The sequence below is a fragment of the Nocardioides panaciterrulae genome, from assembly GCF_013409645.1.
Taxonomy (GTDB): Bacteria; Actinomycetota; Actinomycetes; order Propionibacteriales; family Nocardioidaceae; genus Nocardioides; species Nocardioides panaciterrulae.
The window spans coordinates 1,260,821-1,286,123 of sequence record NZ_JACCBG010000001.1 but is presented as its reverse complement, the minus strand read 5'-3'; the positions used below and the strand labels follow the sequence as shown (position 1 = coordinate 1,286,123).

Genomic DNA, 25,303 nt, shown 5'->3' with positions numbered 1-25,303 from the left:
CCCGGCCCTGACGCGGCCCGGCCGGGTGATCAGCGCCAGCCGAGCTCCGGGGCGAGGTGGCGCAGCACGCTGTCGAGGACGTGGACGTTGTAGTCGACCCCGAGCTGGTTCGGGATCGTCAGGAGCAGGGTGTCGGCCGCGGCCACGGCCTCGTCCTCGGCCAGCTCCGCGACCAGCCGGTCGGGCTCCCCGGCGTAGGACTTGCCGAAGCGGGCGAGGCCGCCCTCGAGCCGGCCGACCTGGTCCTGGCTGTGGGTGTCGTGCCCGAAGTAGGCGCGGTCGGCGTCGCTGAGGATCGGGAAGATGCTGCGGCTGACCGAGACCCGCGGCTCGCGGGCGTGACCGGCCTCCTTCCACGCGTCCCGGAACCGCTGGATCTGCTCGGCCTGCAGCTGGTGGAACGGCACGCCCGTGTCCTCGGTGAGCAGCGTGGAGCTCATCAGGTTCATGCCCTGCTGCGCGGTCCACTCGGCGGTCGCCCGGGTGCCCGCTCCCCACCAGATCCGCTCACGCAGCCCGGGTGAGTGCGGCTCCAGCCGCAGCAGCCCCGGCGGGTTGGGGAACATCGGGCGTGGGTTGGGCTCGGCGAACCCCTCCCCCTCGAGCAGCCGCAGGAACAGCGCCGCGTGGTCGCGGGCCAGGGCGGCGTGGTCGGAGCCCTCGGCCGGCACGTAGCCGAAGTGGCGGAAGCCGTCGACCACCTGTTCCGGTGACCCGCGGCTGATGCCGAGCTGGAGCCGGCCGCCGGCGATCAGGTCCGCGGACCCGGCGTCCTCGGTCATGTAGAGCGGGTTCTCGTAGCGCATGTCGATGACGCCGGTCCCGATCTCGATCCGGCTGGTGCGCGCACCGACCGCGGCCAGGAGCGGGAACGGCGAGGCGAGCTGGCGCGCGAAATGGTGCACCCGGAAGTACGCCCCGTCGACGCCGATCTCCTCGGCGGCGACGGCGAGGTCGATCGACTGCAGCAGCGCATCGGACGCCGAACGCGTCTGCGAGTGCGGCGACGGCGACCAATGGCCGAACGAGAGGAACCCGATCTTCTTCATGCCTTCTCCAACAATCATGCCGCCCGATCCTTCCCGAGGGCCGCTCACGCGGCCCACGGACGCCGGCGCCAGCACGGCCGGGCCCCACCGGTGTCCCCACCTGTCGAGAGTTGTGCGGCGGTGCGATGAGTTCGGGGCGCCAACCGGGTCGAAGCGACATGAGCCTCACGACCGCGCATGTCTCGATCTCCCTCGACGGCTTCGTCGCCGGCCCCGACCAGAGCCGGGACGACCCGCTCGGTCGTGGCGGGATGTTGCTGCACCAGTGGCACTTCGACGCCGACCTGCCCGGCCACGAGGTCGACGCGCGGTGGACGGCACGCCTGTTGCGGCCGCGCGGCGCCTACGTCATGGGCCGCAACATGTTCGGTCCGGTGCGCGGGCCGTGGACCTCCTGGGCCCGCGAGCACGGCGGTGACTGGCGCGGCTGGTGGGGCGAGGAGCCGCCGTACCACGCCCCGGTGTTCGTGCTGACCCACCACGCACACGAGCCGATCCAGATGGCGGGCGGCACGACGTTCCACTTCGTCACCGACGGGTTCGCCGCGGCGCTGGCGCTGGCCCGGGAGGCGGGCGGCGGCGACGTCGACATCGCCGGCGGGGCCTCGGCCGTCCGGCAGGGGCTGGCGAGCGGCGAGCTCGACGAGCTCACCCTCGACATCGCCCCGGTGCTGCTCGGCTCCGGGGAACGGATCTTCGACGGCCCCGCCGACGTCGCGCTCGAACCCCTCGAGGCCGAGCACTCCCGCTGGGCCACGCACGTGCGCTACCGCGTCCGTCGCGCCGGCCCGGTCACTGACCGCTGAAGAGGTCCAGGTCCTCCCACACCGGGACGGACCGCTCCTCGGGATGGCTCGTCACAGCGCCCGCGAAGCCCGGCCCGGCGTCGGGGGTGATGCGCTGCTTCCAGGACGCGGCGGCGGCATTGGCCAGGCGGTCGGCCGCCTCGTTCAGCGGGTGCCCGGAGTGTCCCTTCACCCACTTCAGCTCGACGCGGCGACCGGTCATCGCCGCGTCCAGCGCCTGCATGATCTCCACGTTGAGCACCGGCTGGCCGTCGCCCTTGCGCCACCCGCGGCGCTTCCACCCGGCCATCCACTTGGTGACCGAGTTGATGACATAGGTGCTGTCGCAGTAGACGAGGAGGTCCTCGGCGAGGTGGGCGGTCTGCTGCAGCAGGTCGAGGAGGGCGGTCAGCTCGGCCTTGTTGTTCGTGCCGTGCGCCCAGCCACCGCTCGCCCAGCAGCCGTCGTCGACGAACCACGCCCACCCTGCGGGCCCCGGGTTGCCGAGCGCTGAACCGTCCGCCGCCGCGATGATCGTCACGCACCGCATCCTTCCATCCCGCCCACCCGGGTCGCTCCTCGGCGAGCCTCAGGCCGGCGGCAGGGGTCCGGGGTCGGGCGCCGGGTCCGGGATGCCGGCCCGGGGCACGGCCGGGTCGGCGGCGTGCGCCGCCGCCTCGAAGTAACGCAGCAGCTCGACCGGGAACGGCAGCACCAGCGTCGAGTTCCGCTCGGCCGCGACCTCGACCATCGTCTGCATCAGGCGCAGCTGCAGGGCGCCCGGGGTGGCGGTCATCGCCGCCGCCGCCTCCGACAGCTTCTTCGACGCCTGGAACTCGCCGTCGGCGGTGATCACCCGGGACCGGCGCTCCCGCTCCGCCTCGGCCTGGCGCGACATCGACCGCTTCATCGACTCGGGCAGCGCCACGTCCTTGATCTCGACCCGGTCGATCTCGATCCCCCAGGGCGCGGCGGGGCTGTCGAGCATCACCTCGAGGCCCTGGTTGAGGCGCTCCCGGTTGGACAACAGGTCGTCGAGCTGGCTCTTGCCGATGATGGAGCGGAGCGAGGTCTGGGCCACCTGGGAGATCGCGTACTGGTAGTCCTGCACCTCGACGACCGCGCGGACCGGGTCGGTCACTCTGAAGTAGACGACCGCGTCGACCCGGACCGTCACGTTGTCGCAGGTGATGCCGTCCTGGGCGGGGACCGGCATGGTCACGACCTGCATGTTGACCCGCCGCATCCGGTCCGCGAACGGCACCAGCAGCGTGGGACCCGGCCGCCTCACCTGCTGCTGGGCGCGGCCCAGCCGGAACACGACCCCGCGCTCGACCTGCTTGACCACCCGGAAGCTCGACGCCGCGCCCGCGACGACGAGCGCGACCAGGACCAGCAGCACGACGAGCAGGACGCCCATGACGACCTCCGGCGAGGAAGGAGCCCCCGACGACATCGAGCGTACGCCCCGCCAGCGGCCGGTGCGGCCGGCCGCGGACCGAGCGGCGGCCGGGACGCTCAGCGGCCCGGCACGACCAGGCGCTCGTCGGGGACGACCGCGACGCCGAGGATCTCGATCATCGCCTCGGGCTGCCACAGCGCGGTCGTCCCGATGCCGGCCATCGCCGGGTAGACCGGACCGGCCAGCTCGCGCCAGACGGCACCGATCTCCCGGCCGTGCGCCTGGTAGTCGGGGATGTCGGTCAGGTAGATCGTGAGGCTGACCAGGTCCTCCGGGACGCCGCCGACCTCGGCGAGCGTCGTCAGCACGTTGCCGAACGCCTGCCGGAACTGCTCGACGATGCCGCCCGCCACGATCCGCATGTCCGCATCCAGCGCGGTCTGGCCGCCGAGGAAGAGCGTGTTGCCGCTCAGGGTGCCGTGGGAGTACCCGCTCGGGGCCGGGAGCGAGGGCGGGTTGACGGGGATCGGGGCGGTGTCGACGGCCATGGGAAACGGACTCCTCGGGGACGGGCTGCGGGGTCCGGCTCAACGTAACATCTATTGACATATCCCGCACGAACGTGAAAGTTATGCAATATCCAACGTCGGCCCCGAGGAGAGTGCGATGCAGTTCGCGACCGTGACGACCGAGGGCGGCGGCCGGTCCGCAGCCGTCCTGGACGGCTCGGACTGGCGGGCGCTCCCCGCCCCGGACCTCTCGGCGCTGCTGGCCACCACCGCCCTGCGCGACGCGGCCGGTCTCGCCGGCGAGGTGCTCGCGGGCGCCGAGCCGACGCTGCCGCTCCCCGCTCCCGGCAAGGTCATCTGCTGCGGGCTCAACTACGCCGACCACATCGCGGAGACCGGCCGGGAGCTCCCCCGCCACCCCACGCTGTTCCCCAAGTACGCCGACACCTTGGTCGGCCCGGCCGACGACCTCGAGCTGCGTGAGGGGCTGCAGGTCGACTGGGAGGTCGAGCTCGCCGTGGTCGTGGGGGCGACCCTGCGCGAGGCCGACCGCGACGCCGCCCTGGCGGCGATCGCCGGCTACTCGGTCGCCAACGACATCTCCGTGCGTGACTGGCAGTACCGCACGATCGCCTGGTTCCAGGGCAAGGCCTGGGACCGCTCCACGCCGGTCGGGCCGGTCGTCGTCACGCCCGACGAGCTGGACCCCTTCGCCGGGGTCGAGGTCATCTGCCGCGTCAACGGCGAGGAGGTCCAGCGCGCCAGCACGAAGACCCTGGTCTTCGACGCGGCCGACCTGCTGGCCTACATCTCCACGTTCACCACGCTCCGGCCCGGCGACCTCGTGCTGACCGGGACCCCCGGTGGCGTGGGCATCGCCCGCGACCCCCAGCGCTTCCTCGAGGACGGCGACGTCGTCGAGACCGAGATCCCCGGCATCGGGGTCCTGCGCAACACCGTCCGTCTCGCGCCCGCGCGACACACCCCTGTCCACCCCTGAGCAGCACCGACCTGCCCCGAGCCAGCACCGAGCCAGCACCGAGCCAGCACCGAGCCACGGACCCCGTCCGGAGGAGTGACCATGGAGCCCGACCTCAGCAAGTACGCCCTCGAGGGCGACAACTCGATGTACGCCACCGGCAGCGGCCTGGTGGTCCCGGTCGTCACCCGCGGCGGGCACGAGCCGGACACGACCGGGCAGTCCGGGGGCGCGACGCGCATCTCCGGCGTGAGCGTGCAGCACACGCCCGCGACCAGGCTCTGGTTCGGCAAGGTCAGCAACGAGGCCGGCTACCGCTCGGTCCCCCACCACCACGGCGAGGCCGAGACCGGCGGCTATGTGCTCTCCGGACGGGCCCGCATCTACTTCGGTGAGAGGTTCGAGGACTACCTCGACATGGAGGAGGGCGACTGGGTCTTCGTCCCGCCGTTCATGCCCCACGTCGAGTGCAACCTCGACCGCAACCGGCCGCTCACCTGGATGACGGCCCGCACCCCGGAGAACATCGTGGTCAACCTCCCGCAGGTCGACGACACGGTGCTGCCCGACTGGCTCGGCCGCGCATGAGCGCCGCGACCAGCAGCGTCTTCACCGACGCGGTCACGCTCAAGCCGGTCGACGCCGAGCACCACGACCTCGCCTTCACCGCGGTCACGCAGCCGTGCCCGTGGCCGAAGGCGTACGGCGGGGACCTGGTCGCCCAGGCGGCCGCCGCGGCGATGCGCTCGGTGACCGACGGCAAGCACCTGCACTCGATGCACTCCTACTTCATGCGGCCCGCCGACATCGGCGCCGAGGTCCGCTACGAGGTCGAGCTGCTGCGCGACGGCCGGGGCTACAGCACGCGCCAGGTGCGGGGCTACCAGAACGGCAAGACCGTCTACGTCTGCCTGGCGAGCTTCGCCGCCGGCGAGGCCGGGGGCAGCTTCGCCCCGGGGCCGCCCCGGGACCTGCCCGGCCCCGACGAGCTGCCGAGCGCGGAGTCCTACCTCGCGGACCGCACCGGCGGGACGATGACCGAGCAGTCGAAGGCCTACTGGTCGCACGGGCGCAGCTTCGACATGCGGCACGTGCCCGGACCGGTCTACCTCGAGGTCGAGGGCGGGGCGGTGCCCCACCAGGCCCTGTGGGTGCGCCCGTTCGACGCGCTGCGGCCGGTGGACGGGCTCACCGACGCCCAGCGCGACCTCGCCGCGCTCGCCTACGTCTGCGACTACACGATCCTCGAGCCGGTGCTGCGCACCCTCGGCCTGCCGTGGGCCGCGGAGGGCCTGATGACCGCCAGCCTGGACCACGCCATGTGGTTCCACCGCACCCCGGCGCCGGGCGCACTCGACGGCTGGCTGCTCTACCTCCAGGAGGCGGTCGCCGCCGCCGACGGTCGCGGCACCGGCCTCGGCCACTTCTTCACCCCCGACCACACCCACCTGGCCACGGTGGTCCAGGAGGGCCTGGTCCGCCACACCGACGGAGCCGGGGGACGACGATGAACCTCTCCCCCACCGGCTACGCCGACACCTTCGCCCGCGACAACCTGCCCCCGGCCGACCAGTGGCCGGTGCTGGAGTTCACCACCCCGGACCTGCAGTACCCCGACCGGCTCAACGCCGCCACCGAGCTCATCGACGTGCCGGTCGCGACCTTCGGCGCCGACCGGCCGGCGCTGCGCACGCCGGACGGCGAGGTGTGGACCTACGGCGAGCTGCGGCGGCGCGCCAACCAGGTCGCGCAGGTGCTGGTCGAGGACCTCGGCCTGGTCCCGGGCAACCGGGTCCTGCTGCGCTCCCCCAACAACCCGTGGACCGTGGCCGCCTGGCTCGGCGTGCTCAAGGCGGGCGGCATCGCGGCCACCACGTTCGCCGCGCTGCGGGCCCGGGAGCTCGGCCCGATCGTGGCGAAGACCGCCCCGAGGTTCGCGCTTGTCGACCATCGGTGCGCCGCCGACGTCGAGGCGCTGCGCACCACGGTCGCCCCGGGGCTGGAGATCGTCTGCTTCGGCGGCGGCGGCGAGGCCGACCTGGTCGTGCGCGCGGCCGCCAAGTCCGGCGAGTTCACCAACGTGGAGACCGCCGCCGACGACGTCGCCCTGTTCTGCCCGACCTCGGGGAGCACCGGGATCCCCAAGATCACGACCCACTTCCACCGCGACGTCCTGTCCATCGACAACACCTTCGGCAAGCACGTGCTGCGCCTCGAGCCGGACGACCTCGTCGCGTGCACGGCGCCGTTCGCCTTCACCTTCGGCCTCGGGATGCTCGTCGTGTTCCCGTTGCGGGCCGGGGCGTGCGCGCTGCTGACCGAGGCGGCGACGCCGGCGCAGATGGCCGACGTCGTCGCCGCCTCCGGCGTGACGGTGCTGGCGACCGCGCCCACGGCGTACAAGCAGGTCATCGCCGGCGGCAAGACGCACCAGCTCGCGGGCCTGCGGGCCGCGGTCAGCGCCGGCGAGCACATCCCTCGGCAGACCTGGACCCGGTTGCGCGACGAGATCGGCCTGCGGGTCATCGACGGCATCGGCGGCACCGAGGTGCTGCACATCTACATCTCCGCCGCCGGGGACGACATCCGGCCGGGCGCCACGGGCCGGCCGGTGCCCGGCTACCGGGCCACGATCCTCGACCCCGACGGGGAGGAGCTCCCGCCCGGCGCGGAGGGCCGGCTCGCGGTGATCGGGCCCGTCGGCTGCCGCTACCTCGACGACGAACGCCAGCGCAGCTACGTCGTGAACGGCTGGAACGTCACCGGAGACACCTTCACCCGCGACGAGGACGGCTACTTCTACTACGCCGCGCGCACCGACAACATGATCGTCTCCTCCGGCTACAACATCGGCGGCCCGGAGGTCGAGGCCGCGATCGACGAGCACCCCGACGTGGTGGAGTCGGCCGTCGTCGGCGAGCCGCACCCGGAGCGCGGATCGATCGTGTGCGCGTTCGTGGTGCTGCGCGACGGGGTGACCGGCGACCAGACCAAGGCCAAGGAGATCCAGGACTTCGTCAAGCGCACGCTGGCCCCCTACAAGTACCCGCGCGACGTGCGCTTCGTCGACGCGCTGCCGCGCAACTCCAGCGGCAAGCTGCAGCACTTCCAGCTCCGCAAGCAGGTCGAGGGCGAGTCCGCCCGCGCCGCCGGCGCCTGAGAGAACCCGAGAGAAGAGGACGTCCGATGAGGATCGCGATCGCCGGCGGCGGGCCCGGTGGGCTCTACCTCGCCGCCCTGATGAAGGGGCTCGACCCGAGCCACGAGGTCACCGTGTGGGAGCGCAACGCCCCCGACGACACCTTCGGCTTCGGGGTGGTGTTCTCCGACGAGACCCTCGGTGGCATCGAGAACGCCGACCAGATCGTCCACCGGCAGATGGAGGCCGGCTTCGCCCGCTGGACCGACATCGACGTGGAGTTCAACGGCCAGCCGTTCACCATCGGCGGCCAGGGCTTCGCCGCGATGAGCCGCAAGGAGCTGCTGCGCATCCTGCAGCGGCGGGCCGCCGACCTGGGCGTCACGGTGCACTACCGCACCGAGGCCCCCGACCCCGAGCACCTGCAGGCGGCCTACGACCTGGTGGTCGCCGCCGACGGCCTGAACTCGACGATCCGGTCGCGCTACGCCGAGGCGTTCGGGCCGTCGCTGGACCGGCGCCGCAACAAGTACATCTGGTTCGGCACCGACCTGGTCTTCGAGGCGTTCCAGTTCTTCGTCAAGCAGACGCAGTGGGGCACCATGCAGATCCACGGCTACCCCTACTCCGACTCCGGCTCGACCTTCATCGTCGAGATGCACGAGGACGTGTGGCGTCGCGCCGGCCTGGACCGCACCGAGGACGAGGTGTTCCCGCCGGGCGTCTCCGACCAGTACGCCGTGGAGCGGGTCCAGGAGATCTTCGCCGCCGAGCTGCGGGGACACCAGATCCTCACCAACAACTCCAAGTGGCTCAGCTTCAGCACCGTCCGCAACCAGCGCTGGCACCACCGCAACCTGGTGCTGCTCGGCGACGCCGCGCACACCGCCCACTTCTCGATCGGCTCCGGCACCAAGCTGGCCATGGAGGACGCCCTGGCGCTCGCGGCCTGCCTGCACGAGCAGCCGACCGTCGAGGCCGCGCTGGACGCCTACGAGGCCGAGCGCCGGCCGGTGGTCGAGTCGACGCAGCGGGCCGCCCAGGCGTCGCTGGAGTGGTTCGAGAACATCGGCATGTACGCCGAGCAGGACCCGGCCCAGTTCGTCTTCAACCTGCTCACCCGCTCCCGCCGGATCACCTCGGCGAACCTCAGCGAGCGCGACCCCGGCTTCGCAGCGCTGATGGAGGCGGAGTTCGCCCGCCACCAGGGCGCGGCCGAGGTCGCGCCGGCGATGTTCCAGCCGGTCTCGATCGGCGAGCTGGCGCTGCGGAACCGGATCATCGTCTCCCCGATGGACATGTACAGCGCCGAGGACGGGGTGCCCGACGATTTCCACCTGGTCCACCTCGGCTCCAAGGCGCTCGGCGGGGCCGGGCTGGTGATGACCGAGATGGTCTGCGTCTCCCCCGAGGGCCGGATCACGCCCGGCTGCACCGGCCTGTGGAACGACGAGCAGCGCGACGCCTACCGGTCGATCACCGACTTCGTGCACCACCGCAGCGACGCGCGGATCGGGCTCCAGCTCGGCCACTCCGGGCGCAAGGGCTCGACCCGGTTGATGTGGGAGGGGATGGACCAGCCGCTGCCCGAGGGCAACTGGGAGGTGATCGGGCCCTCGGCGATCCCCTACGGCGAGGGCTGCCACGTGCCGCGGGAGGCGACCCGTGCCGACCTGGACCGGGTCGTCGCGGAGTTCGTGGCCGCGGCCCGGCGCGGCGTCGAGGCCGGCTTCGACCTGATCGAGGTGCACGCGGCCCACGGCTACCTGCTGTCCTCGTTCCTCTCCCCGGTCTCCAACCGGCGCACCGACGAGTACGGCGGCCCGCTGGAGCACCGGCTGCGCTTCCCGCTGGAGGTCTTCGACGCGGTCCGGGCCGCGGTGCCGGCGTCGATCCCGGTGACGGTCCGCATCTCGGCGACCGACTGGGTGCCCGACGGCAACACCGAGGACGACGCGGTCGAGATCGCGCGCGCGTTCGTCGAGCACGGCGCCGCGGCGATCGACGTCTCCTCGGGACAGGTGACCAAGGACGAGAAGCCCGCGTTCGGCCGCTCCTACCAGACCCCGTTCGCGGACAAGATCCGGCACCTGGTGGCGCAGCCCGCCGGGGTGAAGGTGATCGCGGTCGGCGCGATCTCGTCGTACGACGACGTGAACTCGATCCTGCTCGCCGGCCGGGCCGACCTGTGCGCGCTCGGCCGGACCCACCTCTACAACCCCCAGTGGACCCTGCAGGCGGCGGCCGAGCAGGACTACCGCGGCCCCGGCGCGCCGTGGCCGGACCAGTGGGCCGCCGGACGACGCAAGCCCCCGAGCTCGCGCACCGACAAGGTCCCGCCGCGGCTCTCGCTGCTGCGGGAGGGCACCACCGACGAGGTGCACCTGCGCTGGTCGCCGGGCCGGGCCGCGGTGACGGCGTGAGCGAGGCCGGCGGCCCGGTCGGCGTCTTCCGCACCCGGGTCGAGTGGGTCGACACCGACGCCGCCGGGATCTACCACAACAGCGCGGTGCTGCGCTTCGTGGAGGCGGCCGAGGCGACGCTGATGCGCGAGCGCGGCCTCGACGACTACTTCCCCGGGGCGCCGCGGGTGCGCTATGAGGTGGACTACCGGGCGCCGCTGTTCTTCGGCCAGCAGGTCACCGCGACGGTCGAGCTGAGCCGACTGGGCGGCTCCTCGATGACCTTCGACTTCGAGGTCTGGGGCGAGGAGTTCGGGGGCCGGCCGCGGGTGCGTGCGGCGGCGGGACGCTATGTCACCGTGCACGTCGAGGGCGCCCACGCGGGCGGGGACACCCGCAGCCGGCCCTGGCCGCAGGCGTGGCGGCAGGCCCTGTCCGCGGCGGGTTCGCCGGCCAGCGGTCGCTAGGGACTCCGGCACAATGGGCGGGGTGACCAAGCCCCCGGAGGAGCGGAGCCCCCAGAGCTCGCAGCGCTCGCAGCGCACGCGGACGGCGCTGGTCACCTTCCTCGGCGCGGTCGTACGCCGGATGGGCGACTGGATGCCGATCGCCGGCACCGTGGAGCTGATGTCGCAGGCCGGGCTCGACGCCCCGAGCGTGCGGACCGCGGTCTTCCGCCTCAAGCAGCGCGGGTGGCTGGCGTCCGAGGCGCGTGGCGGCCTGCGCGGCTACGCGCTGACCCCGGTCGCACTCCGGGCGCTGGCGGCCGGCGACGAGATCATCTGGCACGCCCGCCAGCCCGCCGACCTCGCCGACGGCTGGTGCGTGGTGAACTTCTCGGTCCCCGAGTCCGACCGCGCCAAGCGCTACCAGCTGCGCTCGCACCTCGCCTCGCTGGGCTTCGGCAACATCGGCACCGCGATGTGGATCGCGCCGGTTCGCATGCGGGCCGCGGCCGAGCAGGCCGTCGCGGAGCTCGGCCTCGACAAGTACGCCGCGATCTTCGTCGGCGACTACGTCGGGGGGCAGGACCTCAGCACGCTGCTCTACGGCAGCTGGGACCTGGCCGCGATCGACGGACGCTACCGGGACTTCCTGACCCGGTTCGGTCCCGAGGCGGACCGGTGGGAGGGCGGCGTACGCGTCGATCCCGAGCGGGCCTTCGTCACCTACCTCGAGGCGGTCGACCACTGGCGCAAGCTGCCGTTCCGGGACCCCGGCCTGCCGCGCGAGCTGCTGGCCGAGGACTGGAGCGCCCCGGAGGCCGGCGCGCTGTTCGAGCGGCTGGTGGCGCGGCTCGAGGGCCCCGCCCTGGCGCACGCCGCGAGCTGCTGGACCCCCTGACCTGCCCGGACAGGCGCAGCAGATCACGATCGCCAGCGTTCGTGCGCCGTTCACCGATCCCACACTCCTCGGCCTCCTGGCTCCAGCACGGTGCGCATGCAGCACCGACAACTCGGAGAGAGGAACCAGATGCGCACCATCTCGCGCAGGGCCCGGTGGACGACCGCCGTGCTCGCGGCCACCGGCACCGTGGCCGCACTGGCGGGGGTCACGACGGCCCCCGCCGACGCCCACGCCGACCAGCGCCACGGGGGCGGCCGGTCGGCCCACGGGGCGACCACCACGCCGATCAAGCACCTCGTGGTGATCTTCGGGGAGAACGTCTCCTTCGACCACTACTTCGGCACCTACCCGCAGGCCGCCAACACCGACGGCACGCCGTTCCACGCCCGCCGCGGCACCCCGCAGGTCAACGGCCTGCGGCAGCACGGGCTGCTGACCCACAACCCGAACCACTTCGACGACGGCAGCACCGCCAACCCCGACCGGCTCGGCCCGGCCCAGGCGGTCACCTGCGACCAGGACCACGGCTACTCCGACGAGCAGAAGGCCTACGACGGCGGTGCGATGGACCTCTTCGTCCAGCACACCGACAAGGAGACCTGCGACTCCTCGATGTACACCGAGCCCGGCCTGGTCATGGACTACTACGACGGCAACACCGTCACCGGCCTGTGGAACTACGCCCAGCGGTTCGCGATGAGCGACAACTCCTACAACACGACCTTCGGGCCCTCCACGCCCGGCGCCCTGAACCTGGTCTCCGGCCAGACCGGCGACGCGGTCAACCACGCGACCGCGGGCCGTCCGGCCGGCACCGTGCCCGAGGGACCGGTCACCACCTCCGAGACGTACGGCGTGCGCAACCCCGACGCCACCGGGACCGGCACCGTCGTCAACGACCCCGACCCGTACTTCGACAAGTGCTCGAACGCCAAGTACGACACCGTCGAGATGAAGGGCCGCAACGTCGGCGACCTGCTCAACGACAAGGGCGTGAGCTGGGGCTGGTTCGAGGGCGGCTTCCGTGACTGCACCGCCCAGCACGCCAACGTGGCGGGCGTGACCAGCACCGACTACATCCCCCACCACGAGCCGTTCCAGTACTACGCGAGCACGGCCAACCCCGAGCACCTGCCGCCGGCGTCGGCCGCGGAGATCGGCCACGACGGCCAGGCCAACCACCAGTACGACATGTCGGACTTCTACACCGCGCTGGACGACCACCGGCTGCCGGCGGTGAGCTTCCTGAAGGCCCCCGGCTACCAGGACGGGCACGCGGCGTACTCCGACCCGCTGGACGAGCAGCGCTACGTCGTCCACGTGATGAACCGACTCCAGCACTCGCCGCAGTGGCGCTCCACCGCGGTCGTGCTGGCCTACGACGACAGCGACGGCTGGTACGACCACCAGCCCTCGCCGATCGTGAACATGTCCTCCTACGCCGACGACGCGCTCAACGGCCCCTCGGCGTGCACCGGTACCCCGGCCGGCAGCACCGACGCGATGCTCGACGGCTTCCAGGACCGCTGCGGCTACGGCCCGCGCCTGCCGCTGCTGGTGCTCTCGCCGTACGCCCGCCGCAACGCCGTCGACCACCAGGTGACCGACCAGTCCTCGATCCTGCGCTTCGTCGAGGACAACTGGCTCGGCGGCATGCGCATCGACGGGTCCTACGACCGGCTCGCCGGCTCGCTGGACGGGATGTTCGACTACCGGCACCCGGTGGTCAAGCCACTGCTGCTGGACCCGCGCACCGGCGCCCCGCGGAACCAGGGCCACCACGGCCACCGGCATCGCCACTGACCGCCGCGCCGGACAGACCGACGGGCGCCACCCACTCGGGGGTGGCGCCCGTCGCCGTTCGCGGGCCGGGGCCGCCGGTCACAACAGGTCGGGGTGCTCGCGCAGCCAGGCGTCGAGCACCCGGTAGGCCTGCCGCCGCGGCTCGGACAGCGACAGGAAGACGTCGTGGCGCGCGTCGGCGATCGGCACCACGCTGGTGCGGTCGCCCAGGCAGCCGGACCAACGCGCGATCTGGCGCACGTCGAGGACGGTGTCGGCGCGGTCGCTGGCCGGACTGTGGGTCCGCGAGTAGTGCGTCTTGTCCGAGCGCAGCACCAGCGAGGGCACGCCGACGTCGAGCCCGCGGTGCAGCCGGGCGTGGCCACGGCGTACGGCGGCCAGCCAGCCGATCGTGACCGGGAAGCCGGTCAACGGCTTGAGGTCGAGGTCGTAGTCCCACTCGCCCTTCGCGCTGACATGGAGCGAGTCGCCGTAGACGGTGGACTCGGGCAGGTCGAGCGGCCGCAGCGGCCGGACCCGGGAGAGGCCGCGCACCGCCCAGGTGCCGGGGCCGCGCATCATCGGCTTGCCCTGCAGGTCGAACCACGGGCTGTTGAGCACCAGTCCGGCCACCGGCCCGACCCGGCCGCCGCGGCGCCGCCGGTCCAGCCACAGCGGGGTGACCAGCCCGCCGGTCGAGTGGGCCGCCACGACCACCGGCGTGTCCGGGTGGTCGGCCGCGAGCGCGCCCAGCGCGAGCTCCAGCTCCTCGTCGTACAGGCCGAGGTCGGAGACGTAGTGCGCGGTCTGGCCGGGCTGCCGCGCGCGGCCGCACTTGCGCAGGTCCAGGGCGTAGAACGCGAGCCCGCGCTCGGCGAAGAAGTCGGCGAGATCGGTCTGGAAGAAGTAGTCGGAGAAGCCGTGCACGTAGAGCACCGCGCCGGTGACCTGCTCGCCCTCGCGCACCGTGCGCCGGACGAGCACGGCACGGGCGTCGCCCTCGCCGTCCGGGTCCGGGCCCAGGTCGAAGGTGAGCTGCTCGTAGCCGTCGCCGAGCCGGTCGGGCTCCCAGGCGGCCGCGGGGCGCGAGCCGGAACCGGAGCCGGCGGTGGAGGTGGAGGTGGAGGTCGTCACAGCGGCCACTATCGCACCGAGGGCCAGCGGCGCCCGGCCTCGCCCGGGCATGCCCCCTCGCCGGTCGGGTACCGGACCTGCCCCGGCCAGGCCGCTCCCCGGCCACGCCGGAGCACGACCGGAAGCCAACCGGAAGGAGCCATCATGCCCGGCGAGAAGAAGCCCGGTCCCTCGGTGAAGGACGACGAGCTCTACGAGAAGCTCCGCGACGAGGGCGAGAGCAAGGAGAAGGCGGCGCGCATCGCCAACTCGGCCGCCAACCGCTCTCGCACCCAGGTCGGCCGGGAGGGTGGCGAGTCGCGGTCCTACGAGAAGTGGACCGTCGAGGAGCTCCACGAACGGGCCGCCGAGCTGGACATCGAGGGCCGCTCCTCGATGAACAAGGACGAGCTCATCGAGGCACTGCGCGATCATTGACCGGGGCGGGAGGCACCCGCCCTGAGTCCATCGGGGTCCATCGGGCGCGGCCCGCCGGAGGAGGCATCGACATGGCCCGGCTGATCTACTCCGCGCTCACCTCGCTCGACGGCTACGTCGAGGACGCGGACGGGGGCTTCGACTGGGCGGCCCCGGACGAGGAGGTGCACACGTTCGTGAACGACCTCGAGCGCGGGGTCGGGACCTATCTCTACGGGCGCCGGATGTACGACGTGATGCGGGTCTGGCAGGACCTCGGGACCCCCGACCGGTCCGCCCCGGTCCGGGACTTCGCCGAGATCTGGCGAGCTGCGGACAAGGTCGTGTACTCCCGGAGCCTCTCGGCTCCGTCGACTCCGCGGACCCGGCTCGAGCGGGACTTCGACCCGGCCGTGGTGCGACGGCTCAAGGAGGCCGCGTCCCACGACCTCTCGATCGGCGGCGCCCGGCTCGCCGGCCAGGCGATCGCCGCGGGCCTGGTCGACGAGTGCCACCTCTTCCTGAACCCGGTGCTGGTCGGCGGCGGCGAGCGGGCCCTCCCGGACGGCGTGCGTGCCCGCCTCGAGCTGGTGGACGAACACCGCTTCGACAGCGGTGTCGTCCACCTCCACTACGCCCTGGTGCCCTGACGGGGCTCAGGGCACCAGCAGGGTGCTGTCGCGCAGGTCGGTGATCGCCATCGATCCGGGGGCATGGCTGATCGCGAACGGCGGCCGGGAGGCCATCACCGCGGCCTGCGGGGTGACCCCACAGGCCCAGAACACCGGGACCTCGCCGTCCCGGACCTCGACCGGGTCGCCGAAGTCCGGCGCCCCGAGGTCGGTGATGCCCAGCGCGGCCGGGTTCCCCACGTGCACGGGCGCACCGTGCACGGCGGGGTAGCGCGAGGACACCCGGACGGCCGTCGCCACCTGCTCCGCGGGCACCGGCCGCATCGACACGACCAGCGGACCGCCGAGCGCGCCGGCGTCACGACAGGGCACCGACGTGCGGTACATCGGCACGTTGCAGCCGGCCTCCACGTGGCGCACCGGCACCTCGGCCTCCAGCAGCGCGGCCTCGAAGGAGAAGCTGCAGCCGATCAGGAACGCCACGAGGTCGTCGCGCCACCAGCCGGTCACGTCGGTGGTCTCCTCGACGAGCTCGCCGTGCTCGAAGACCCGGTAGGCGGGCAGGTCGGTGCGCAGGTCACCACCGAAGATGCTGGAGGCGAACTCGCCGGGCTCGGTCACGTCCAGCACCGGGCACGGCTTGGGGTTGCGCTGGGCGAACAGCAGCACGTCGTAGGCCTGCTCACGCGGCACCGCGATCAGGTTCGCCTGCGCCCAGCCGGCCGACCAGCCGGCCGTCGGGACGTTCAGGCCGGCCCGGAAGCGTTCCCGCGCCTCGGACGGGAGGAGCTCGGAAGGGTTCATCTCATCTCCTTGAAGTGGATCGTCTGGCCGGGTCGGACCTGTGCGGCCCGCCCGAGGTCGGTGGTCACGACCACGCCGAGGACCGGGTAGCCCCCGGTCACGGGGTGGTCGACGAGAAACAGGGTGGGTTGACCGGTCGGCGGCACCTGCAGCGCGCCCGGGACCATGCCCTCGCTGGGCAGCTCCTCGGAGCGGACCCGCTCGAGCGCCGCGCCGCGCAGCCGCATCCCGACCCGGTCGCTCTCGTTGGTCACCTCGTACGGCGCGGCCGTGAGCCGGTCGAACGCCTCGTCGGTGAACCAGTCCGCACGCGGACCGCGGACGACCCGCAGCTGCACCTCGCCCGAGGGCGGGTCGGGGACGGGCGCGAGGTCCACGGTGGGCTGGCGGCGTGGACACGGCCCCACCGGCAGCTCGCTGCCCGGCGCCAGCACCTCCGGGCCCAGGCCGGCGAGCACGTCGGTGGACCGTGACCCCAGCACCGGGGCGACGTCGACGCCGCCGCGGACGGTCAGGTAGGTGCGCAGCCCGGTCGCCGGCGCGCCGAGGCGCAGCTCGGCCCCGTCGGGCAGCAGCACGGGGCTGTTGCTGCCCACGCACCGGCCGGCGACGGTGGCCGGACAGCGGGCGCCGGTGAGTGCCACCAGCAGGTCGCCGTGCGCTCGCACCGCGAGCCCGCCGTAGGTCACCTCGATGCCGGCGCTGTCGTCGTCGTTGCGGAGCAGCCGGTTGCCGAGCCGGAGCGACGCGGCGTCCGCGGCGCCCGAGCGCCCGACCCCGAGCGCGGCCTGTCCCGGCCGGCCCAGGTCCTGCACGGTGGCCAGTGGGCCGGTCTCCAGCACCTCGAGGCTCTTCATCGCGCCTCCCGGAACCGGACCCGGACGCCTGCGGTGAGCACCGCCGGCGGCGTGCGCCGCAGGTCCCAGACCGGGTCCAGCGCGTGGCCGATGAGCTGCCAGCCGCCGGGCGACTCCCGGGGGTAGACCCCGGTGAACTCCCCGGCGAGGCCGAGGGCGCCCGCGGGGACCCGGGTGCGCGGGTCCTCCCGCCGCGGCACGTGCAGCCGGTCGTCCTCGCCGACCAGGTAGCCGAACCCCGGCGCGAACCCGCAGAAGGCGACCGTCCACTCCTGGCTCGTGTGCGCCTCCACCACGCCGCGCTCCCCCAGGCCGGTCAGCTCCCCGACCTCGGCGAGGTCGGCGCCGTCGTAGCGCACCGCGACCTCGACGTGGCCGGCGTCCGGCCGCGCACCGGGCCGGGGGGTGGTCGCGCGGACGGCCGCCGCGACCGGCGCGAGGTCGGTCCCGGGGTCGACGCGCAGCAGCACGGTGCGGGCCGCGGGCACGATCTCGGTCACGCCGGCGGGCGGCCGCTCGACGAACGCGGCGTACGCCGCGAGCACCTCCTCGAGGCTGGCCACCTCGACGAGGAGCCCGGCGTCCCCGCAGGGCAGCACCCTCATCCGGCGCCGCCGGTGAAGGGTGACACGGCCACGCCCGCGGACTCCAGCGCCGACCGGACCGCCCGCGCGACCTCGACCGCGCCGGGGGTGTCGCCGTGCACGCACAGCGAGCCCGCCCGCGCCGCCACGACGCTGCCGTCGACCGCCACTACGTCCCCGGTGGTGGCCATCCGCACGCACCGGGCCGCGATCTCCTCCGCGTCGTGGAGCACCGCGCCCTTCTCCCGCCGGGAGACCAGCGTCCCCTCCGGGGTGTAGGCCCGGTCGGCGAACGCCTCGGCCACGGCCGCGAGCCCGGCCTCGCCGGCGAGCGCCAGCCACCTCGAGCCGGGCAGCCCCAGCACCGGCAGCGCGGGGTCGTAGCGGACCACCGCCTCGACCACCGCGGCCGCCTGCTCCTCGTGGTGGACGATCGCGTTGTAGAGCGCGCCGTGGGGCTTGACGTAGGCCACCGAGGTGCCGGCGACCCGCGCGAACGCCTCCAGCGCGCCGATCTGGTAGAGCACGTCGTTGGTCAGGTCCTCGGCCGGCATGTCGATGAACCGGCGACCGAAGCCGTGCAGGTCGCGGTAGCCGACCTGGGCGCCGATCGCGACGCCGCGCTCGGCGGCCATCTCGCAGACACGGCGCAGCACCGTGGGGTCACCGGCGTGGAAGCCGCAGGCGACGTTCGCGCTGGTGACCACCTCCAGCAGCGCCTCGTCGTCGCCGAGGCTCCACTGTCCGAGGCCCTCGCCCAGGTCGGCGTTCAGGTCGATGCGCATCTCAGCTCCAGAGGGCCGCGATGCCGCCGAGCGACCTCCAGCCCAGGTAGACGGTCAGAACCCAGGCCGCGACACCCAGCACGAGCAGCCAGCGGGGGTAACGGTAGCCCCCGAGCAGGTCGGGGCGGCGCGCCGCCACCCACATCAGCACGCCGAGGCCGACCGGGAGGATCAGCCCGTTCAGCGCGCCGGCGAGCACCAGCAGGGTCACCGGAGTCTGGCCGACGATGAGGAAGACCGCGAGCGAGAAGATGATGAAGCCGACCACGACCAGGTTGCGCCGGCGCGCGAGGCCCTCGGAGAAGGTGGTCAGGAACGACACCGAGGTGTAGGAGGCGCCGATCACCGAGGTGATGCTGGCCGCCCAGAGGATCACGCCGAACAGGTGCAGGCCGGCCTGGCCGAGGGCGTGCTGGAAGGCCGAGGCGGGCGGGTTGCTCTGGGCGAGCGTGACGCCGCCGGCGACGACACCGAGGACGGCGAGGAAGAGCAGCGCGCGCATCACCCCGGTGACCACGACCCCGGTGGTCGAGGTGCGGGTGATCTCGCGGACGTGTTCGCGTCCGGAGATGCCGGAGTCGACCAGCCGGTGGGCACCCGCGTAGGTGATGTAGCCACCGACCGTGCCGCCGATCAGGGTCGTGATGATCAGGAAGTCGGCGTGGTCGGGCAGCACCGTCTGGCGCAACGCCTCGCCCACCGGGGGCTGGGACTTGAACGCGACGAACGTGACCATCACGATCATCAGCAGGCCCAGGACCACCACGATCCGGTCCACCGCGACGCCGGCGCGCTTGCTGAGGAAGATCCCGATCGCGATCAGCGCGGAGACCGCGCCGCCGATCTTGACGTCGGCGCCCATCATCGCCTGGGCCCCCAGCGCGGTGCCGCCGATGTTCCCGACGTTGAAGACGAGCCCGCCGAAGACGACCAGCGCGGCCAGCACGTAGCCACCGCCGGGCACCACCCGGTTCGCCAGGTCCTGGGCGCGCAGGCCGGACACGCCGATCACCCGCCAGACGTTGAGCTGGACGGCGACGTCCACGAGCACCGAGATCAGGATCGCGAAGGCGAAGGCCGCCCCGAGCTTGGCGGTGAACACGGTGGTCTGGGTGATGAAGCCGGGCCCGATGGCGCTGGTCGCCATGAGGAACATCGCGCCCAGCAGCGCGCCGCGGCGGTGGCTCCTGCCCCGGTCCGACCGTGACCCGGCCGGGTCCTCACCCCCGTCGGGGGCGACCCCGTCGGCGACCTGTGGTGCGGCCGATTCGCTCATTTCCTGCTCCTCCTGGATGTGGCCCCGCTCACAGCACCCTAGGGATTGTTCAACAATCCCGCAATACCCTGTTCCCCTAGGATGGGGGCAGACCTGGGAGGACGGGGGCCGCGTGATGACGCAGTGGCTGGAGGGGCTCGCCGCCCGGCGGGCGGACATGGGCCGGTCGAGCACCGCCGGCCGGGTCGCGGACGCGCTCCGCGAGGACGTCATCGAGGGCCGGCTGCTGCCCGGGGTCCGGTTGTCGGAGGAGGACATCGGCGCCGCGCTCGGCATCTCTCGCAACACCCTGCGCGAGGCGTTCCGGCTGCTCACCCACGAGCGACTGCTGGTCCACGAGTTCAACCGCGGGGTGTTCGTGCGCCGGCTGACCACCGAGGACGTGCGCGACCTCTACCGGGTGCGCCGGGCGTTGGAGGCGGCCGCGTTGCGTGCCGCCCCGGGCGCGCCGCCGGAACGGCTCGAGGCGGTACGCCGGGCCGTGGAGGACGGCGAGCGGGCGGCGGTCGCCGGCGACTGGACCCTCGTGGGGTCCGCCAACATGCACTTCCACCAGGCGCTGGCCGGCCTGCTCGACAGCCCTCGCCTCGACGAGACCATGCGCCAGCTGCTCGCCGAGCTGCGCCTGGTCTTCCACGTCATGGCCGACCCCCGGGCCTTCCACGAGCCCTACCTGCAGGGGAACCGCGAGATCCTCCGGCTGCTGGAGGAGGGCGACACCGCCGCCGCGGAGCGGGCGCTCGCCCACTACTTCGACGTCGCCGAGAAGCAGCTGCTCGACGCCATGGGCTGAACCGGGCCCGGAAACGCCGCGGAGGCCCCCGCAGCCGGGCTGCGAGGACCTCCGGGGCTGGGCGGGGCCGGTCAGCCCAGCGTGGCGGTGTCGATCACGAACCGGTAGCGGACGTCGGAGGCCAGCACCCGCTCGTAGGCGTCGTTGATCTTGTCGGCGCCGATCAGCTCGATCTCGGCGCCGAGGTGGTGCTCGGCGCAGAAGTCGAGCATCTCCTGGGTCTCCGGGATGCCGCCGATCATCGACCCGGCGTACGAGCGCCGGGCCCCGATGAGCGAGAACACGTTCAGGCTCAGCGGCTCCCCCGGGGCGCCGACGTTGACCATCGTGCCGTCCACGGCGAGCAGGCCGAGGTAGGCGTCGACGTCGATGCTGGCGCTGACGGTGTTCAGCACCAGGTCGAAGCTGCCGGCGAGCTGCTCGAAGGTGGCCGGGTCGCTGGTCGCGAAGTAGTGGTCGGCGCCCAGCCGCAGCCCGTCCTCCTGCTTCTTCAGCGACTGCGAGAGCACCGTGACCTCGGCGCCCAGCGCGTGCGCGATCTTGACCGCCATGTGGCCGAGCCCGCCGAGGCCGACGATCGCGACCCTCTTGCCCGGGCCCGCGCCCCAGCGGCGCAGCGGCGAGTAGGTGGTGATGCCGGCGCACAGCAGCGGCGCGGCGGCCGCCAGGTCGACGCCCTCGGGGACCGAGAGGACGTAGTCGGCGTCGACCACGACGTGGGTGGAGTAGCCGCCCTGGGTGATGGTGCCGTCGCGGTCGACGGCGCCGTAGGTGCCGACCATCCCCTCCGCGCAGTACTGCTGGTCGCCGTTGCGGCAGTTGGTGCACTGCCCGCACGAGTTGACCATGCAGCCGACGCCGACCCGGTCGCCGACCTGGTGGCCGGTCACGCCGGACCCGACCTCGGCGACCAGGCCGACGATCTCGTGGCCGGGGACCAGCGGGTAGGACTGCGGTCCCCAGTCGCCGCGCACGGTGTGGATGTCGGAGTGGCAGATCCCGGCGTACTTGACCTCGATCAGCACGTCGTTGGCACCGACCTCGCGGCGCTCGATGACGGTGGGGACGAGGGGCTCGCCGGCGGCGGGGGCGGCGTAGGCATGGACGGGCATGGGGACGGGCATGGAGGTGCTCCTTGCGTTTGGGGATCCGTGTCAGGTCAGGCGTACGCGCCGCGCACCCTGCGCGGGCCGCCCACGTGGCCGGGGGCCGTTGGCGGGGGCCCGGGTGGCCCTTCGGGCCGGGCGCGGGGCCGGCGGACCGGCGCGTACCCATCCGGTCGGACAACACCGCGAGCCCGGCAACGATTCCCACGGTCGGCGGCGGCCGGGCACGGTTTCCGGTGGCGGTCGAGCGGGTACCTGCCAGCCACCCCCGAGTGCAGAGGAACCGCCATGTCCACCGACGCGATCGTGCTGCTGAAGCAGGACCACCAGGAGATCAAGAAGGTCTTCACCGCCTTCGAGAAGGCCGGCGAGAACGCCCACGCCGAGAAGGGCCGGCTCGTGAACAAGATGATCGAGCTGCTCACGGTGCACACCTACATCGAGAACGAGGTGATGTACCCCCGCGTGCGCGAGCTGCTCCCCGAGGTCGAGGACGACGTGCTGGAGTCCTACGAGGAGCACCACGTCGCCGACGTGCTGGTCATGGAGCTGGCGGCGATGAAGCCGGACGCCGAACGGTTCACCGCGAAGACCACCGTGCTCATCGAGAACGTCCGCCACCACATCGACGAGGAGGAGGACGAGTGGTTCCCGAAGGTGCGCTCCGGTCTGGGCCGCAAGGCCCTGCAGGAGATCGGCGCGGAGATGGAGGAGGCCCGCAAGAAGGCGCCCCGCTCCCCTGCGCAGCCCAGCGCCCTGAAGAAGACCATCGACGCCGTCATCTCCTGACGACCGGGGAGCCGGCGTGGTCGACCGCTACCCGCCCCGCCGGTGGGTGAGCCAGAAGGCGACCACCACGGCGATGGCCACGATCGTGAGCGCGATCGGGTTGGCGACGAAGGGCGGGTGAGCGCCGGGCAGGTGATGCATGTGGACGCCTCCGGGGAGGGCAGGCAGTGCGCCTTGCCCGAGGACCGCAACGTACTGGAGCCCCGGCCCCCCACCCCGGCCGGCCCGGCCCAGCCCCGTCCGCACCACTCCGGTCTCCTGTGAATGTGCGAGCCACGGCGGATCGGGTACAAAGCGGGAATGCCTGACGATGCGACCGACCACTTCGTGCGCGTCCGGGGCGCCAGCGAGCACAACCTGCGCAACGTCGACGTGGACATCCCCCGCGACGCGATGGTCGCCTTCACCGGCGTCTCCGGGTCCGGCAAGTCCTCGCTCGCGTTCGGGACGCTCTACGCCGAGGCGCAGCGACGCTACTTCGAGTCGGTCGCGCCCTACGCCCGCCGGCTGCTGCAGCAGGTCGGGGCACCTCACGTGCAGGAGATCACCGGGCTGCCGCCGGCGGTCGCCCTGCAGCAGCGCCGCGGGGCGGCCACGTCCCGATCCTCGGTCGGCACCATCACGACGCTGTCCAACCTGCTGCGGATGCTCTACTCGCGGGCGGGCGACTACCCCACCGGGGCCGGCCACCTCGCGGCCGAGGCCTTCTCACCCAACACCGTGGCCGGCGCCTGCCCGCGCTGCCACGGCCTGGGCGTCGTGCACGACGTCACCGAGGAGCTGCTCGTCCCGGACCCGTCGCTGAGCATCCGCGAGGGCGCGATCGCGGCCTGGCCGGGAGCCTGGCAGGGCGTCAACCTGCGCAGCATCGTCGCGGGCCTCGGCATCGACGTCGACAAGCCCTGGCGCGGGCTCAGGAAGAAGGACCGCGACTGGCTGCTCTTCACCGACGAGCAGCCGTCGGTCCTCATCAAGCCCGAGCGTGATCGCATCGACTACGGCTACTACGGGAAGTTCTGGAGCGCCCGCAAGCACGTCATGCACGTCCTCGCGGACTCCAAGAGCGAGCGGATGCGCGAGCGGGCCCTGCGGTTCGTCGAGGACGCGCCCTGCCCCCAGTGCCACGGCAGCGGGCTGCGACCCGAGGCTCTCGCGGTGACCTTCGCCGGTCGCTCGATCGCGGAGGTCAACGACCTGCCGCTGGCCGAGGTCGTCGCGCTGCTGCGACCGGTCGCCGACCTGCCCGAGGAGACCAACGAGGTCGCGGTGCGGATCTGTGCCGACCTGGCCGCCCGGATCGAGGTGCTCCTCGACCTGGGCCTGGGCTACCTCAGCCTCGGGCGGAGCTCGACCACGCTGTCCCCCGGTGAGGCGCAGCGGCTGCGGATCGCCACGCAGCTGCGCTCCGGGCTGTTCGGCGTCGTCTACGTCCTGGACGAGCCCTCCGCGGGCCTGCACCCGGCCGACGCGGAGCCGCTGCTCGACGTGCTGGACCGCCTGAAGGCGTCCGGCAACTCGCTGTTCGTCGTGGAGCACGACCTCGACGTCGTACGCCGCGCCGACTGGGTCGTCGACATCGGCCCGGGGGCGGGCGAGGGCGGCGGGCAGGTGCTCTACAGCGGTCCGGTCGCCGGTCTCGCGGAGGTCGAGGCGTCGGCCACCGGGCGCTACCTCTCCGGCCGCGCCGAGCCGATCGAGCACCGCGGCCGCACCCCGCAGGGCTGGCTGCATCTGCGGGGCGTCACCCGTCACAACCTGCGCGAGGTCTCGGTCGACGTGCCCCTCTGCGTCATGACCGCGGTGACGGGAGTCTCCGGCTCCGGCAAGTCGACGCTGGTCACCCAGGTGCTGGCCGAGGTCGTGGGCCGACACCTCGGGCAGACCGGCGACGACCCGGACGAGGCGCAGCTCGAGGTCGACGTCCAGGACGCCTCCGGTCTCGAGGCCTTCGACCGGCTCGTCCGGGTCGACCAGCGGCCGATCGGTCGCACGCCACGGTCCAACCTGGCGACGTACACCGGGATGTTCGACACGGTGCGCAAGCTGTTCGCGGCGACGGAGGAGGCCCGGGCGCGCGGCTACACCGCCGGCCGGTTCTCCTTCAACGTCGCGGAGGGCAGGTGCGAGACCTGCCAGGGCGAGGGGTTCGTCGCGGTCGAGCTGCTGTTCCTCCCCGGCGCCTCCGCGACGTGCCCGACCTGCCACGGCTCTCGCTACAACGCCGAGACGCTCGAGGTGGCCTACCGCGGCAAGGACATCGCGGAGGTGCTGGCGATGTCGGTCGACGAGGCCGCGAAGTTCCTCCTCGACGTGCCGGCCGCCGTGCGGAGCCTCGAGACGCTCCGCGAGGTGGGGCTGGGGTACCTGCGCCTGGGCCAGCCCGCGACCGAGCTCAGCGGTGGCGAGGCCCAGCGCATCAAGCTCGCCACCGAGCTGCAGCGCGCGCGACGTGGCCATGCGCTCTACCTGCTCGACGAGCCGACCACCGGGTTGCACCCGGCCGACACCGCGCTGCTGCTCCACCAGCTGCACCGACTCGTCGACGCGGGCAACACGGTCGTCCTGGTCGAGCACGATCTCGACACGATCGCCTCCGCGGACTGGGTCGTCGACCTCGGCCCGGGCGGCGGTGACGCCGGCGGGCGCGTGGTCGCCGCCGGTCCCCCGGCCGAGGTCGCCCGGGCCGCGGACAGCGCCACCGCGCCCTACCTCGCCCGGCGGCTCGACCGGGGCTGACCTACACCCCGCTCACC

General features: G+C 72.9%; 25 protein-coding genes. 14 read left to right on the top strand and 11 right to left on the bottom strand.

Going from position 1 to position 25,303, the window contains the following annotated elements; genetic code table 11:
• Window positions 1-29: 29 nt before the first annotated feature.
• Window positions 30-1,067 (bottom strand): LLM class flavin-dependent oxidoreductase, encoded by a 1,038-nt coding sequence (locus BJZ21_RS06040; RefSeq protein WP_246298458.1) that lies wholly within the window; start codon window positions 1,065-1,067, stop codon window positions 30-32.
• 140 nt (window positions 1,068-1,207) lie between these two features.
• Here BJZ21_RS06040 and BJZ21_RS06035 point away from each other — a divergent pair, with 140 nt between their 5' ends.
• Window positions 1,208-1,855 carry a dihydrofolate reductase family protein gene (locus BJZ21_RS06035; protein ID WP_179662923.1) on the top strand — a complete coding sequence of 216 codons (648 nt, stop codon included), beginning with the start codon at window positions 1,208-1,210 and terminating at the stop codon, window positions 1,853-1,855.
• Here BJZ21_RS06035 and BJZ21_RS06030 read toward each other — a convergent pair.
• From BJZ21_RS06030 to BJZ21_RS06020, 3 genes are all read right to left on the bottom strand, one after another.
• Complete coding sequence (locus BJZ21_RS06030; RefSeq protein ID WP_179662922.1) at window positions 1,842-2,375, bottom strand: RNase H family protein; 534 nt, start codon at window positions 2,373-2,375, stop codon at window positions 1,842-1,844. The genes BJZ21_RS06035 and BJZ21_RS06030 overlap by 14 nt on opposite strands.
• A gap of 48 nt (window positions 2,376-2,423) precedes the next feature.
• Window positions 2,424-3,254, bottom strand: a complete 831-nt coding sequence (locus BJZ21_RS06025; RefSeq protein ID WP_179662921.1) for a slipin family protein — start codon at window positions 3,252-3,254, stop codon at window positions 2,424-2,426.
• A 98-nt stretch (window positions 3,255-3,352) separates the two neighbouring features.
• Window positions 3,353-3,784, bottom strand: coding sequence for a RidA family protein (locus BJZ21_RS06020; RefSeq protein ID WP_179662920.1), 432 nt, complete (start codon window positions 3,782-3,784; stop codon window positions 3,353-3,355).
• Between the two features lie 118 nt (window positions 3,785-3,902).
• Between BJZ21_RS06020 and BJZ21_RS06015 the strand changes: the two genes are divergently transcribed.
• The 8 genes from BJZ21_RS06015 (at window position 3,903) to BJZ21_RS05980 (ending at window position 13,415) form a co-directional block, all read left to right on the top strand.
• On the top strand, window positions 3,903-4,745 hold the full coding sequence (locus tag BJZ21_RS06015) for a fumarylacetoacetate hydrolase family protein (protein ID WP_179662919.1): 843 nt from the start codon (window positions 3,903-3,905) through the stop codon (window positions 4,743-4,745).
• Between the two features lie 81 nt (window positions 4,746-4,826).
• Complete coding sequence (locus BJZ21_RS06010; protein WP_179662918.1) at window positions 4,827-5,312, top strand: cupin domain-containing protein; 486 nt, start codon at window positions 4,827-4,829, stop codon at window positions 5,310-5,312.
• Complete coding sequence (locus tag BJZ21_RS06005) at window positions 5,309-6,235, top strand: acyl-CoA thioesterase (RefSeq protein ID WP_179662917.1); 927 nt, start codon at window positions 5,309-5,311, stop codon at window positions 6,233-6,235. The genes BJZ21_RS06010 and BJZ21_RS06005 overlap by 4 nt, the downstream gene beginning before the upstream one ends.
• The gene (locus BJZ21_RS06000; RefSeq protein WP_179662916.1) at window positions 6,232-7,884 is read left to right on the top strand and encodes an AMP-binding protein; all 1,653 of its coding nucleotides are present in this window, start codon (window positions 6,232-6,234) and stop codon (window positions 7,882-7,884) included. Before BJZ21_RS06005 ends, BJZ21_RS06000 begins: the two co-directional genes overlap by 4 nt.
• 26 nt (window positions 7,885-7,910) lie before the next feature.
• Complete coding sequence (locus tag BJZ21_RS05995) at window positions 7,911-10,286, top strand: bifunctional salicylyl-CoA 5-hydroxylase/oxidoreductase (RefSeq protein WP_179662915.1); 2,376 nt, start codon at window positions 7,911-7,913, stop codon at window positions 10,284-10,286.
• Window positions 10,283-10,732: a hotdog domain-containing protein gene (locus BJZ21_RS05990; RefSeq protein ID WP_179662914.1), complete on the top strand. Its 450-nt coding sequence runs from the start codon at window positions 10,283-10,285 to the stop codon at window positions 10,730-10,732. Before BJZ21_RS05995 ends, BJZ21_RS05990 begins: the two co-directional genes overlap by 4 nt.
• 22 nt (window positions 10,733-10,754) lie before the next feature.
• Window positions 10,755-11,609, top strand: a complete 855-nt coding sequence (locus BJZ21_RS05985; RefSeq protein ID WP_343051980.1) for a PaaX family transcriptional regulator — start codon at window positions 10,755-10,757, stop codon at window positions 11,607-11,609.
• Window positions 11,610-11,738: 129 nt separating this feature from the next.
• Complete coding sequence (locus BJZ21_RS05980) at window positions 11,739-13,415, top strand: phospholipase C (protein ID WP_179662912.1); 1,677 nt, start codon at window positions 11,739-11,741, stop codon at window positions 13,413-13,415.
• Window positions 13,416-13,493: 78 nt separating this feature from the next.
• Here BJZ21_RS05980 and BJZ21_RS05975 read toward each other — a convergent pair whose 3' ends face one another.
• A complete protein-coding gene (locus BJZ21_RS05975; RefSeq protein WP_343051979.1) occupies window positions 13,494-14,528 on the bottom strand; it encodes an alpha/beta hydrolase in 1,035 nt (344 codons plus the stop codon).
• A gap of 144 nt (window positions 14,529-14,672) precedes the next feature.
• On the opposite strand from BJZ21_RS05975, the gene BJZ21_RS05970 reads away from it, so the two are divergent.
• Both BJZ21_RS05970 and BJZ21_RS05965 read left to right on the top strand, forming a co-directional pair.
• The gene (locus BJZ21_RS05970; RefSeq protein WP_179662910.1) at window positions 14,673-14,945 is read left to right on the top strand and encodes a DUF7218 family protein; all 273 of its coding nucleotides are present in this window, start codon (window positions 14,673-14,675) and stop codon (window positions 14,943-14,945) included.
• Window positions 14,946-15,016: 71 nt separating this feature from the next.
• Window positions 15,017-15,574: a dihydrofolate reductase family protein gene (locus BJZ21_RS05965; protein WP_179662909.1), complete on the top strand. Its 558-nt coding sequence runs from the start codon at window positions 15,017-15,019 to the stop codon at window positions 15,572-15,574.
• A 6-nt stretch (window positions 15,575-15,580) separates the two neighbouring features.
• Here the strand turns inward: BJZ21_RS05965 and BJZ21_RS05960 are convergent, their stop codons facing one another.
• Genes BJZ21_RS05960 through BJZ21_RS05940 form a run of 5 tightly spaced genes read right to left on the bottom strand, consistent with a single transcriptional unit; the run spans window position 15,581 to window position 19,862 of the window.
• The gene (locus tag BJZ21_RS05960) at window positions 15,581-16,360 is read right to left on the bottom strand and encodes a putative hydro-lyase (RefSeq protein ID WP_179662908.1); all 780 of its coding nucleotides are present in this window, start codon (window positions 16,358-16,360) and stop codon (window positions 15,581-15,583) included.
• Window positions 16,357-17,217 (bottom strand): 5-oxoprolinase subunit C family protein, encoded by an 861-nt coding sequence (locus BJZ21_RS05955; protein WP_179662907.1) that lies wholly within the window; start codon window positions 17,215-17,217, stop codon window positions 16,357-16,359. Before BJZ21_RS05955 ends, BJZ21_RS05960 begins: the two co-directional genes overlap by 4 nt.
• Entirely contained in the window at window positions 17,214-17,822 is a 609-nt protein-coding gene (locus tag BJZ21_RS05950; protein WP_179662906.1) for a 5-oxoprolinase subunit B family protein, read from the bottom strand. The genes BJZ21_RS05955 and BJZ21_RS05950 overlap by 4 nt, the downstream gene beginning before the upstream one ends.
• Window positions 17,819-18,586 carry a LamB/YcsF family protein gene (locus tag BJZ21_RS05945; RefSeq protein ID WP_179662905.1) on the bottom strand — a complete coding sequence of 256 codons (768 nt, stop codon included), beginning with the start codon at window positions 18,584-18,586 and terminating at the stop codon, window positions 17,819-17,821. Before BJZ21_RS05945 ends, BJZ21_RS05950 begins: the two co-directional genes overlap by 4 nt.
• 1 nt (window position 18,587) lies before the next feature.
• Window positions 18,588-19,862, bottom strand: coding sequence for an NRAMP family divalent metal transporter (locus BJZ21_RS05940; RefSeq protein ID WP_179662904.1), 1,275 nt, complete (start codon window positions 19,860-19,862; stop codon window positions 18,588-18,590).
• A 115-nt stretch (window positions 19,863-19,977) separates the two neighbouring features.
• Here BJZ21_RS05940 and BJZ21_RS05935 point away from each other — a divergent pair, with 115 nt between their 5' ends.
• Complete coding sequence (locus BJZ21_RS05935) at window positions 19,978-20,655, top strand: GntR family transcriptional regulator (protein ID WP_179662903.1); 678 nt, start codon at window positions 19,978-19,980, stop codon at window positions 20,653-20,655.
• A gap of 71 nt (window positions 20,656-20,726) precedes the next feature.
• On the opposite strand, the gene BJZ21_RS05930 is transcribed toward BJZ21_RS05935, so the two are convergent.
• Window positions 20,727-21,779, bottom strand: a complete 1,053-nt coding sequence (locus BJZ21_RS05930) for an NAD(P)-dependent alcohol dehydrogenase (protein WP_281380829.1) — start codon at window positions 21,777-21,779, stop codon at window positions 20,727-20,729.
• A gap of 270 nt (window positions 21,780-22,049) precedes the next feature.
• On the opposite strand from BJZ21_RS05930, the gene BJZ21_RS05925 reads away from it, so the two are divergent.
• Together BJZ21_RS05925 and uvrA are read left to right on the top strand one after the other, a co-directional pair.
• Window positions 22,050-22,550: a hemerythrin domain-containing protein gene (locus BJZ21_RS05925; RefSeq protein WP_179662902.1), complete on the top strand. Its 501-nt coding sequence runs from the start codon at window positions 22,050-22,052 to the stop codon at window positions 22,548-22,550.
• A 300-nt stretch (window positions 22,551-22,850) separates the two neighbouring features.
• Window positions 22,851-25,286, top strand: coding sequence for an excinuclease ABC subunit UvrA (gene uvrA, locus BJZ21_RS05920; protein WP_179662901.1), 2,436 nt, complete (start codon window positions 22,851-22,853; stop codon window positions 25,284-25,286).
• Window positions 25,287-25,303 lie beyond the last annotated feature (17 nt).